Below are 10,237 nucleotides of genomic sequence, written 5' to 3' on the forward strand. Positions count from 1 at the left end.
CACTCAATTGAGTGGCTTTTTGCTAGGCAGCTTAAAACTTTCTAAAGCTTTTGTTGCCAAATGGTTTGCGTGGCGCATGTTCATCACGCTCTTGACGGCCAAAGCTGTTGCCATTTGGGTTATCACGGCGGGCAAAGTGTGTGCCATTCTGGTTTTCACGACGTTCACGATTGCCAAAGTTATCATCACGCGGGCCGCGGGTTGAAGACGTTGGCGCTGCTTCATTGTCACGGCGCTGCTGACGCAAGAAACCACCGCGACGCGCTGCCATCGGTTTTTCCTGCATACGTTCATTACGGCGTTTAGCCATACCGTACAGACCGGTTCCCTGACGTGGTTTCAGCTCAACCGCTTTGGTCAGGTTGTCGATGTCATTCTTGTCCAGTTCCATCCAGCGGCCAGTACGCAGTTCACGTGGCAGAATCACGGTACCATAACGGGTACGTAGCAGGCGGCTAACTTTTAAGCCCTGAGATTCGAAAATACGACGTACTTCGCGGTTACGACCTTCTTTTACCACCACCTGATACCAGCGGTTGATACCATCACCACCAATTTCAGAGAAGGATTCAAACTTGGCCGGGCCATCATCCAGTACCACACCACGCAGCATGTTGTTACGGATTTGTGGCGTGACTTCACCCATTACACGGACCGCATATTCACGCTCAATTTCATTGGATGGATGCATCAGGCGGTTTGCCAGTTCGCCATCATTGGTGAACAGTAACAGACCGGTCGAGTTGATATCCAGACGGCCGACCATGACCCAGCGATCATTGGCGATTGATGGTAAATGATCAAATACGGTCGGGCGTTGTTCCGGATCGTTACGTGAACAGATTTCACCTTCCGGTTTGTAGTAAATCAGCACACGGCGACGGATTTCATCTTCAATCTGGAAGCTGACTTTACGACCATCGATACGAAGCTCATCGCCTGGTTCAATACGCTCACCCACCTGGGCCACTTGGCCATTGACACTTACACGACCAGCGGCAATGACTTCTTCCATATAACGGCGAGAACCCAAACCAACGCGTGCCAGTACCTTTTGCAATTTTTCACTCATGACAGCATAACCTTAGAAATTATCATCAACAGTTCACCTATTCACGATCTCGGTGCCTGGGCATCGAGGTGCATGAAAGCTTCCTTGGCATCCTGCAGGGGAGGCAATTGACCGACAGAGGTCAGGCCAAATGCATTTAAAAATTGTGGCGTTGTGACTAACAACGCGGGTCTTCCAGGGAGTTCCCGGAAACCGGATTCCTTAATCCAGTTCCAGTCAAACAACGTTCTGAGAATCTGACTGTTGTTTGATACTCCGCGAATCTGTTCAATATCTGCTCGGGTCACCGGTTGATGGTAAGCAATCACAGCCAGTGTTTCGAGTAAAGACGGGGATAAACGGGTTGGTCGTTCCGGCCAGGCCTGTGCAATCAGGGTACGATATTTGGCCCGTACCTGAAAACGGAAACCTTGCGCAGTTTCAACCAGTTCAATAGACCGGCCATGTTGCAGCATGGCCAGTTGTTGTAAAAAGACTTTTAATTCTGCCTTACTATAGCGTGCCTGAAATGCTTCTTTCAGACGTGCCAGCGATACCGGTGCATCACTGGCAAAAATAATGGCTTCTAGCTGCATCAGCACTTCATGATGCTGTTCATCACTGGACATGTTAAGGGTTTGCTCTGACATTAGGCCTGTGCTCCCTGAATGGCCAGCGGTGCTTCGACACCACTGGCAACAATTGCCACTTTTTGCTGGCGGGTCAGTTCCAGAATCGCCATAAACGTTACCACCATGCCCATACGGCCCTGACTCGGCTTGAGCAGCTCGGCAAACGCTAGCACTTCACCGCTTTGCAGCTTTGCTTCAATATAGGCAATCCGTTCTTCCAGTAACACCGGTTCCTGCTGAATTTGGTGAATCACCGGTTCAGGGCGATTAAATACACAAAATAGCGCATCACGTAACAGGCTGGCCTCATGACCCTCATTACTATACGCCACTTGGCCCAGGCTGACATGGGTATTAAAGGTATCACGCTCTAACACCGGCATTTGCCCCAGACGTTCAGCCGCCTGTTTAATACGTAAATAATTTTCCAGCCGGTCAATCAGTTCCTGCTTCGGATCTTTTTCCAGCTCGCTGATGGCTTTGGGTTTCGGCAGCAGCAAACGCGATTTTAAATCGGCCAGCAGGGCAGCCATCACCATATAATCTGCGGTCAGCTCAATATTCAGGGATTTCATCGCATCCATATAAGCCAAATACTGAGAGGCAATCGGTGCGATATCAACCTGTAGCAGGTCAAAGCCGTTTTTTTGAATCAGGTAAATCAGAAAGTCGAGCGGGCCTTCGAAATGCTCTAACAGAATTTCAAATGCTGCAGGAGGAATATATAAATCCTCAGGAATCGTCTCTTGCCACTCATCCAAAACGCGGATGTGCGGGACTTGGTCCATAGCAGGATGCACAGATTGATTCATTACAGTTTTAGGCCACGCGAATTTTCAAAGGCATGAAAAGAGCTTTACATTCGATCTCACATCGAAAAGAAAGCATGGGGTTAATTGCGCGTAGTTTAATGGAAATTGACCATGAAATAAATTACCCAAATGACTAAAAGCGAAAAAAAGCAAAAGTAGATGGCAATTCTGCAGCGAAAAAGCAGGAAAAATCACGTTCAATACAGTAGAAGATATGGCCTAAAAGCGCATACAGATAAGGGTTTTAGCAAGAAAAACTCACCTCAGATCAAACACGTGATAAAGCGGACTGCTCAAGCTGTTCCAGCAGTTGCTGACACATTTCACGGCTGCACAGGTTTTGGTGGCCTAATCTTAAGGACAGGATATAGGCCTCTTCAACACTCGACAGCAGATGATACACCTGCTGTCCGATAGAGAGCACGGCAGCCGGGTTGGGTATTGCATCCAGCAGTAGAACCTCAGCTTCCAGAGACCAGGGTTGGGTCGCATAGATTAGCTGGCTTTTTGGAAACTCGCGCAGATTCAGCAACAGATAAAATAAATCCATACCGTTTCCTCCTGAGGTGGCGCTGAGCGCCGTTATTCAAACGCACTCACATCACCAATACCACGACGGATAATTTCCGGCTGGTCACCAGATAAATCGACAATACTGGTGGTGGCTAAAGTCCCCAGGCCACTATTAATAAACACATCAATTCGTTTACCAAGCTGCATTTCAATATCATAAGGATCATCCAGTGGATCATCCTGCCCCGGTAAAATCAGGGTGGAGGTCAAGAGCGGTTCATCCAGCTCTTTCAGTAACATTTGGCAAACCGGATTGCTCGGAATACGCAGGCCAATGGTTTTCTTTTTCGGGTGCATCAGACGGCGCGGCACTTCACTGGTGGCCGGTAAAATAAAAGTGGTTACTGCCGGGGTATTGTTTTTTAGCAGGCGATACATGGCATTATCGACCTTGGCATAAGTGGCAATATCGGACAGGTCACAACATAAAATTGCATATTGATGTTTAGGGCCAAGACCACGAATCTGGGCAATCCGTTCCATAGCCGCTTTATTCCCGATCTGGCAGCCAATGGCATAGGCTGCATCGGTAGGATAGACCACCACATCGCCGGCACGAATCCGTTCTACTGCCTGACTAATTAAACGGGGCTGAGGATTTTCAGGATGAACTCTTAAATGCAGCATATTCTTTTCTCCTGATCTGATGATGATTCGCTTTTCAGACCATTGTACAAAGCTCTGTGTATCCAGAGCGTTGATTTATGTAATTTAATCAAGCATTTCTCTTGCAAATTCATCGCTATGTAAGCTTTTGCCATGCCGGGTACATAAACAGATACAGTCAATAAAGCGTTTGGCATCGCGTGGCAGTTTGGCTTCACCACGAAAATAACGCTGTACCTGGGCATAAACATTGTCTTTAAAGCAGGCACCATCGCCGCCTTCACCGGTCAGGTTATCTAAAGAAACCCGGAATTTGCGTCCAAATGCAGTGGCAAACATCCATTCAATCGCTTGCGGCCTGATTTCGACCTGCTCAAACAGGGCCTGCTGCTCAGCCGTGCGGCCATCCGGAGCATACCAGTAGCCTAAATCGGGCTGTTTACGGCGTTCCTCACCGGCAATGGTCCAGTGACTGATTTCATGCAGGGCACTGTTAAAGAAACCATGCGCAAACTGGATGCGGGCAGGGGTGTCTGCGGTGGCGGGAAAATACTCCGGTTCAAAATCACCACGCACCAGGTTGACATTGTGGTGGGAAAACCAGTGATTAAAGTGTAAGATGAGCCAATCGACGTATTCTGATTCTGTTGATAATTTCAACCAGTCCGAGAGTTGCACTTGGTCAGGTGAAATGTCAGAATCGAGCGTTGAAAGTGTGCTAACGAGTGATGAAACATTCACTTCTGTTTGCGGCTGCAACAGATGCATGACTTAATTTACCCAATTGGTCTGTCTAAATAAGTACAAAATTGTATCTTAATCTTTGACAGAGTACTGATGAATTTGTAGAATTGCCGCCTTAATTATGTCAGCAAATACCTTTCCGGCACAGATTGAGCCGTTTAAATGGGCTGAACAGGGCTTTACATGGTCAGGTACCCTGCCATTGTCTCGCTTTGCTCGTATTGCTCGTGAAGCTGTTGGATCAATTGATGATCAATTGATTAACATAGACTGTAAGCTATCAATGGATGCCTATCATCGCATTGCATGGCTAGATGGTCACGTTGAAACACAAGTTCCAATGGAATGCCAGCGCTGTCTGGATACTGTGGAAATTGACCTTGTTTTAGACTTCCATTTAGCGCTTGTAGATGATGAGTCACTGATAGAGCGCTTGGATGAGGATGCTGATTTCATTGTTCTGGGTGAAAGTGAAGCAACCAGCAAAGGTGATTATGATTCACCGGCGACGGCTGATTTACTCGCACTTATAGAAGATGAACTGTTATTGTTGCTGCCTTTGTCGCCTAAGCATGACGCTTGCGAACACAAGCATCAACCTGCCGTTCAGAACGATGTCGAAGAAAAACGGGATAATCCGTTTGATGTTTTGGCAAGTTTGAAGGGTAAACTTAACTAAAAATTATGTTATAATTTTGCGTTAAGACAACTGAATTTGTTCTGATCCATTTTTTCGATCTTTGTAAGGAGCCATCATGGCCGTTCAGCAAAACCGTAAAAGTCGCTCTCGCCGTGACATGCGCCGTTCACATGACGCTTTAACCGAGAATGCATTAACTGTAGACCAAGCTACTGGTGAAACTCATCGTCGTCACCACGTATCTAAAGATGGTATCTACCGTGGTCGTCAATTATTCGCTAAAGCAGCTGATGCTGAATAATTGTTGACAAGCATTAAGCGTCAAGCTTAGTGGAAAAAATGGGAGCGTAAGCTCCCTTTTTTTGTTGTTTTTCGCAATTACTTCACCCGAAAAATAGTGTTAAATTTTCGCACCAACGATCAGCTTACATAAAAAAGAACTGTTGAAGGGGCGTACCCTGTTTAAAACAGCTCTACACGAAAGGATTTTTATATGTCTGCTACACGATTCGAGCAAGCGACAAAAACTGCATTTGTGTTTCCTGGACAAGGTTCACAAAAAGTCGGCATGCTGGCAGAACTTGCAGAACAGTTTGCTGGTGTGCGTGAAACTTTTGCGGAAGCATCGGCCGCAATCGGTTTTGATTTATGGCACATTGCGCAAAGTGGTGAAGGTTTAGATCAAACAGAATTTACCCAGCCGGTTTTATTGACCGCCAGTATTGCATTGTGGCGTGTCTGGCTGGAGCTGGGTGGTGTAGCACCCAAATATCTGGCTGGCCACTCTCTGGGCGAATACAGCGCGCTGGTAGCGGCTGGTGCGTTATCACTGGGTGATGCCGTGAAGCTGGTCAATCTGCGTGGCAAACTCATGCAGTCGGCTGTGCCACAAGGCCAGGGCGCTATGGCGGCCATTTTGGGTCTGGGAGATGCCAAAGTGATTGAACTGTGTGCGCAAGCTACCGCACAAGGCACCGGTTCAGTTGAAGCAGCCAACTACAATGCCCAAGGTCAGGTGGTAGTTGCTGGTGATAAAGCAGCGGTAGATGCAGTCATCGCACTAGCCAAAGAAAATTCAGCCAAAGCTATTGCGCTTCCGGTGTCAGTGCCATCGCACTGTTCACTGATGAAACCGGCTGCAGAACAGTTCGCACAAGCTTTGGAACAAACTGCCATTGAGCTACCAAGCATTCCTGTAATACAAAATGTGGGCGCAGCTGTAGCAACTGATGTTGCTCAATTGCGTCAGGCTTTGACTGCTCAATTGTATCAGTCTGTGCAATGGACAAACACCATGCAGTACCTGCAAGACCAGGGCATTCAGTACATTGTTGAATGTGGTCCAGGGAATGTATTGGCGAACCTTGCAAAACGCTTACCTCACATAGAAAAAGCATTCCCGATTGACAACAATAGTCGTCTGGAGGATGCCTTAAATGCCATTTTAGTGGCTGAAGGGAAAATTGCATGACACAAGAACGCAAAGTCGCATTGGTGACAGGTGCAAGCCGAGGGATTGGTGCAGCCATCGCTCAGCAGCTTATTCAAGACGGTTATTTTGTGGTTGGGACAGCAACTTCTGAAGCAGGTGCAGAAAAACTGAGCACAGGCTTTGGTGAACAGGGTGCGGGTAAAGTCCTGGATGTTCGTAATGGCGAGGCAATTGATGCGCTCATTTCGGACATCGAACAAAACTATGGTCCGGTACTGGTCTTGGTGAACAACGCTGGTATTACCAAAGATAATTTGTTACTGCGTATGTCTGAAGATGACTGGGATGATATCCTCAACATCCATCTGAAAGCCGTTTACCGTTTGTCTAAACGTGTACTGAAAGGCATGACCAAAGCGCGTTTCGGTCGCATTATTAATATTAGTTCAGTGGTGGCACACTTTGCCAATCCGGGACAGGCCAACTACTCTGCGGCCAAAGCAGGGATTGAGGCATTTAGCCGCAGCCTGGCCAAGGAAATGGGCAGCCGTCAAATTACAGTCAACTCTGTTGCACCCGGTTTTATTGCAACAGAAATGACCGAACAGTTAAGTGAAGAAATTCGCAAAAAAATGAGTGAGCAAGTGGCATTAAACCGTTTAGGTGATCCACAAGATATCGCCAATGCAGTGAGTTTCTTGGCTTCTGACAAAGCAAGTTACATCACTGGTACAGTGTTACATGTAAATGGTGGTTTATACATGAATTAAGCTCATGTATAAACTTTCAAAAACTTATAGATTCAATTAAACTAACGGCATTAAAAACGCCACAAGCAATGAGGAGAATTCCTGTGAGCGATATCGAACAACGCGTTAAACAAGCGGTTGCTGAACAACTTGGTCTTAAAGCTGAAGAGATTAAAAACGAAGCATCTTTCATGGATGACTTAGGTGCAGACTCTCTGGACCTGGTTGAACTTGTAATGTCTTTCGAAAATGATTTCGACATCACAATTCCTGATGAAGATTCAAACGAAATTACAACTGTTCAATCTGCAATTGACTATGTGACTAAAAAACTTGGTTAATTAAAGATTTTTAGCAGATGCTAAGAAAAGCCACCCTTTTGGGTGGTTTTTTTATGGCCGGCCGAAATTACATAAGCTTACTTTTATCTAACCAAGCGCAACGCTCTCCTGTGTATTTTTTCGTTATAAAAAGAAAGCACGCAATTCCAAATGATTGATAAAAATCAATTGCATCAAATAAAAGCTGGAGAATAACAATGGGACTTTTTGATTTTGTAAAAGGTATTGGTAAGAAAAACACTGCCCCGGCAGAGCAACAACCGGCTGCACCAGCGGCCCCAGCAGAACCGTCTGCACAGGAAATGGCCAATAAATTATTAGGACATATTAAATCTTTAGGCTTACCAATTACGGGCCTTTCTGTGAACTACAATGGCAAGACCGATTTAGCCACGATTAAAGGGCAGGTACAAAGCCAGGCTGATCGTGAAAAAATTGTACTGGCGGTGGGAAATATTGATCATGTCGCGCAAGTGGATGATCAGATGACTGTGGCAACACCTGAACCAGAAAGTAAATTCTATACAGTTAAATCAGGCGATACCCTGTCTAAAATCTCAAAAGAATTTTATGGTGATGCCAATCAGTACAATAAAATCTTTGAAGCCAACCGTCCTTTGTTAAAAGATGCGGATGATATTTTCCCTGGACAGGTGTTACGTATTCCGGCTTAAAGATTCAGAATTTTTATAAAAAGACGCGTATCGCGTCTTTTTTGTTTTTTAATAATCTTCAAATACTTAAAAAGAATTAATGTAACTTTTTTTATTTATATTTATCTTGTTTGTAATTGTGTGTATTTGCTGTGTAATTTTCAACATTTTCAATACAATAAGTTAATTTATGTGATGTGATTAAAATAAATAAATAAAAGTAATGATAATTTTGCATTTGTTTGATTTAATTGATAATTATATCTCATTTTAAAAAAATAATTAAAACAAATGCTTATCACATTCTAAATTTTAGTTTTTAAATCCGAGTATTTTGATAAGAAATATTAATCAGTATGTTCTGAGTATAAACTCGATAAAAATGCCAACTCTTGCTAAGAAGAATAATTTCAAAACCTAACTTTACATAAAGATACGATCATAAAAAGGAAGAGGGTATGCCAAATATAGCGGTTACTTCGAAAGAGACACAGCAGTTATTGCTGTCTGCTGATACGAATACGGTTACTTTATCTGAAAACTCTGTTGTCAAGATTGATACAGCAATTGAGGATGTGGCGAGTATTACTCGAGAGGGAAATGCAGCAATAGTGAACCTGAAAAATGGCGAAAAGGTAGTGATCGAAAGCTATTTTGATGACCCATTAGATAGCCATCATATTGTTTTTGATAATGGAGAGCAGCTGTATTGGGCAGAGTTCGCAAATGCTGCTGGCGAGATCCTTCCTACAATTAAATATCATTTTATCGAAACGATTAGTCCACTGTTATACGCTGATACACTTGCTGCCCTGATGCCTTGGGTCACTGGAGCTGTAGCTGCAGGAGCGACTATTGCTGCGGTAGGTTCAGATTCTGATAGTGCATCATCAAATACACCAGTAGATTCTACAGCTGCAGAACAATTAGTGATTGCAGCAGAAGAGGCTCAACAGGCTGCAGAAGATCTATTAAATCAGGCGCAAGAAGATGGCTTGATTACCTCAGAAGAGCAAGCGCAGCTTCAAGATGCGGCAGATGCAGCAGCAGAAGCCAAAGATACTGCGCAAGATGCAGTCACAGCCTTGCCTGAAAGTGCAGATAAAGAAGAGTTGCAAGATCGTCTCGATGCCATCAATGATCCAATCACAGTACCGCCAGTGAATGATGCAGATGGTAACGGTATCGATGACGCATTCGAAGCAGCGGAAGCCCTGGTGACTGATGCTGAAAATGCACACCAGGCAGCAGAAGATGTAATTGCAGGTGCTCAAGAAGATGGCCTGATCAGCCCAGCAGAACAGCAAGCGATTCAAGATGCGGTGGATGCAGCAACTGAAGCTGAACAAACGGCACAAGACGCGGTGACTGCGTTACCAGAAAGTACAGACAAAGATGGTCTGCAAGATCGTCTGGATGCCTTGACGGATCTTGAAGTTCCAGCGGTGAATGACCAAGACGGCAATGGGATTGATGATGCGGTTGAGCAGGCAGTTGCAGATGCAGAAGCGGCGGTAGCAGCAGCGGAAGCGGCTTATGCCGAGGCCGAGCAAGCGATTGCCGATGCAGATACAGATGGCAATGGTCTCATCACACCAGCAGAGCAGGCAGTTGCCCAGGCTGCGATTGATGAAGCTGCCGAACTAAAAGCCATCGCCCAAAATGCAGTAAATGCCTTACCGGCAGAAGTACAAGCTGAGAAAGACGGGCTACAAGAACGCGTAGATGCCTTGACTGAATTGCTTGCCCCTGTGGTCACGGATGCAGATGGTGATGGTGTAATTGATGACTTAAACGGATTAATTGCCAGTGCAGAAGCTGCAGTAGCAGCAGCGGAAACGGCTTATGCCGAGGCCGAGCAAGCGATTGCTGATGCAGATACAGATGGCAATGGTCTCATCACACCAGCAGAGCAGGCAGTTGCCCAGGCTGCGATTGATGAAGCTGCCGAACTAAAAGCCATCGCACAAAATGCAGTAAATGCCTTACCGGCAGAAGTACAAG

13 protein-coding genes are annotated in these 10,237 nt (G+C 45.5%); 7 read left to right on the forward strand and 6 right to left on the reverse strand.

Annotated features, from left to right (window positions below):
- Positions 1–31: 31 nt before the first annotated feature.
- From rluB to FTT89_RS12770, 6 genes are all read right to left on the reverse strand, one after another.
- Positions 32–1,072 carry a 23S rRNA pseudouridine(2605) synthase RluB gene (rluB, locus tag FTT89_RS12745; RefSeq protein WP_005175954.1) on the reverse strand — a complete coding sequence of 347 codons (1,041 nt, stop codon included), beginning with the start codon at positions 1,070–1,072 and terminating at the stop codon, positions 32–34.
- A 41-nt stretch (positions 1,073–1,113) separates the two neighbouring features.
- Complete coding sequence (gene scpB / locus FTT89_RS12750; protein ID WP_370459243.1) at positions 1,114–1,680, reverse strand: SMC-Scp complex subunit ScpB; 567 nt, start codon at positions 1,678–1,680, stop codon at positions 1,114–1,116.
- A gap of 20 nt (positions 1,681–1,700) precedes the next feature.
- Positions 1,701–2,495: a ScpA family protein gene (locus FTT89_RS12755; RefSeq protein WP_016659867.1), complete on the reverse strand. Its 795-nt coding sequence runs from the start codon at positions 2,493–2,495 to the stop codon at positions 1,701–1,703.
- A gap of 268 nt (positions 2,496–2,763) precedes the next feature.
- The gene (locus tag FTT89_RS12760; RefSeq protein ID WP_160241554.1) at positions 2,764–3,045 is read right to left on the reverse strand and encodes a hypothetical protein; all 282 of its coding nucleotides are present in this window, start codon (positions 3,043–3,045) and stop codon (positions 2,764–2,766) included.
- Positions 3,046–3,077: 32 nt separating this feature from the next.
- Positions 3,078–3,695 (reverse strand): L-threonylcarbamoyladenylate synthase, encoded by a 618-nt coding sequence (locus FTT89_RS12765; RefSeq protein WP_180057499.1) that lies wholly within the window; start codon positions 3,693–3,695, stop codon positions 3,078–3,080.
- Between the two features lie 84 nt (positions 3,696–3,779).
- The gene (locus tag FTT89_RS12770; RefSeq protein ID WP_180057496.1) at positions 3,780–4,442 is read right to left on the reverse strand and encodes an elongation factor P hydroxylase; all 663 of its coding nucleotides are present in this window, start codon (positions 4,440–4,442) and stop codon (positions 3,780–3,782) included.
- Between the two features lie 97 nt (positions 4,443–4,539).
- On the opposite strand from FTT89_RS12770, the gene FTT89_RS12775 reads away from it, so the two are divergent.
- From FTT89_RS12775 to FTT89_RS12805, 7 genes are all read left to right on the forward strand, one after another.
- On the forward strand, positions 4,540–5,097 hold the full coding sequence (locus tag FTT89_RS12775; RefSeq protein WP_005175975.1) for a DUF177 domain-containing protein: 558 nt from the start codon (positions 4,540–4,542) through the stop codon (positions 5,095–5,097).
- 76 nt (positions 5,098–5,173) lie between these two features.
- A complete protein-coding gene (gene rpmF, locus FTT89_RS12780) occupies positions 5,174–5,359 on the forward strand; it encodes a 50S ribosomal protein L32 (protein ID WP_005175977.1) in 186 nt (61 codons plus the stop codon).
- 192 nt (positions 5,360–5,551) lie between these two features.
- The gene (gene fabD, locus FTT89_RS12785; protein WP_180057494.1) at positions 5,552–6,529 is read left to right on the forward strand and encodes an ACP S-malonyltransferase; all 978 of its coding nucleotides are present in this window, start codon (positions 5,552–5,554) and stop codon (positions 6,527–6,529) included.
- Entirely contained in the window at positions 6,526–7,260 is a 735-nt protein-coding gene (gene fabG, locus FTT89_RS12790; RefSeq protein ID WP_045796367.1) for a 3-oxoacyl-ACP reductase FabG, read from the forward strand. The genes fabD and fabG overlap by 4 nt, the downstream gene beginning before the upstream one ends.
- An 83-nt stretch (positions 7,261–7,343) precedes the next feature.
- Entirely contained in the window at positions 7,344–7,580 is a 237-nt protein-coding gene (gene acpP, locus FTT89_RS12795; protein WP_001279871.1) for an acyl carrier protein, read from the forward strand.
- Positions 7,581–7,777: 197 nt separating this feature from the next.
- Complete coding sequence (gene lysM, locus FTT89_RS12800; protein WP_005175989.1) at positions 7,778–8,254, forward strand: peptidoglycan-binding protein LysM; 477 nt, start codon at positions 7,778–7,780, stop codon at positions 8,252–8,254.
- A gap of 437 nt (positions 8,255–8,691) precedes the next feature.
- A partial coding sequence (locus FTT89_RS12805) for a BapA prefix-like domain-containing protein (protein WP_180061713.1) occupies positions 8,692–10,237 on the forward strand: 1,546 nt, incomplete at its 3' end.

Origin of the sequence: Acinetobacter sp. YH01025 (assembly GCF_013420185.1) — a bacterium.
GTDB lineage: Bacteria > Pseudomonadota > Gammaproteobacteria > Pseudomonadales > Moraxellaceae > Acinetobacter > Acinetobacter indicus.

Coding starts and splice junctions, on each gene's coding strand:
- rluB (WP_005175954.1), bottom strand. CDS start 1,072: ATGAGTGAAAAATTGCAAAAGGTACTGGCACGCGTTGGTTTGGGTTCT.
- scpB (WP_370459243.1), bottom strand. CDS start 1,680: ATGTCCAGTGATGAACAGCATCATGAAGTGCTGATGCAGCTAGAAGCC.
- FTT89_RS12755 (WP_016659867.1), bottom strand. CDS start 2,495: ATGAATCAATCTGTGCATCCTGCTATGGACCAAGTCCCGCACATCCGC.
- FTT89_RS12760 (WP_160241554.1), bottom strand. CDS start 3,045: ATGGATTTATTTTATCTGTTGCTGAATCTGCGCGAGTTTCCAAAAAGC.
- FTT89_RS12765 (WP_180057499.1), bottom strand. CDS start 3,695: ATGCTGCATTTAAGAGTTCATCCTGAAAATCCTCAGCCCCGTTTAATT.
- FTT89_RS12770 (WP_180057496.1), bottom strand. CDS start 4,442: ATGCATCTGTTGCAGCCGCAAACAGAAGTGAATGTTTCATCACTCGTT.
- FTT89_RS12775 (WP_005175975.1), top strand. CDS start 4,540: ATGTCAGCAAATACCTTTCCGGCACAGATTGAGCCGTTTAAATGGGCT.
- rpmF (WP_005175977.1), top strand. CDS start 5,174: ATGGCCGTTCAGCAAAACCGTAAAAGTCGCTCTCGCCGTGACATGCGC.
- fabD (WP_180057494.1), top strand. CDS start 5,552: ATGTCTGCTACACGATTCGAGCAAGCGACAAAAACTGCATTTGTGTTT.
- fabG (WP_045796367.1), top strand. CDS start 6,526: ATGACACAAGAACGCAAAGTCGCATTGGTGACAGGTGCAAGCCGAGGG.
- lysM (WP_005175989.1), top strand. CDS start 7,778: ATGGGACTTTTTGATTTTGTAAAAGGTATTGGTAAGAAAAACACTGCC.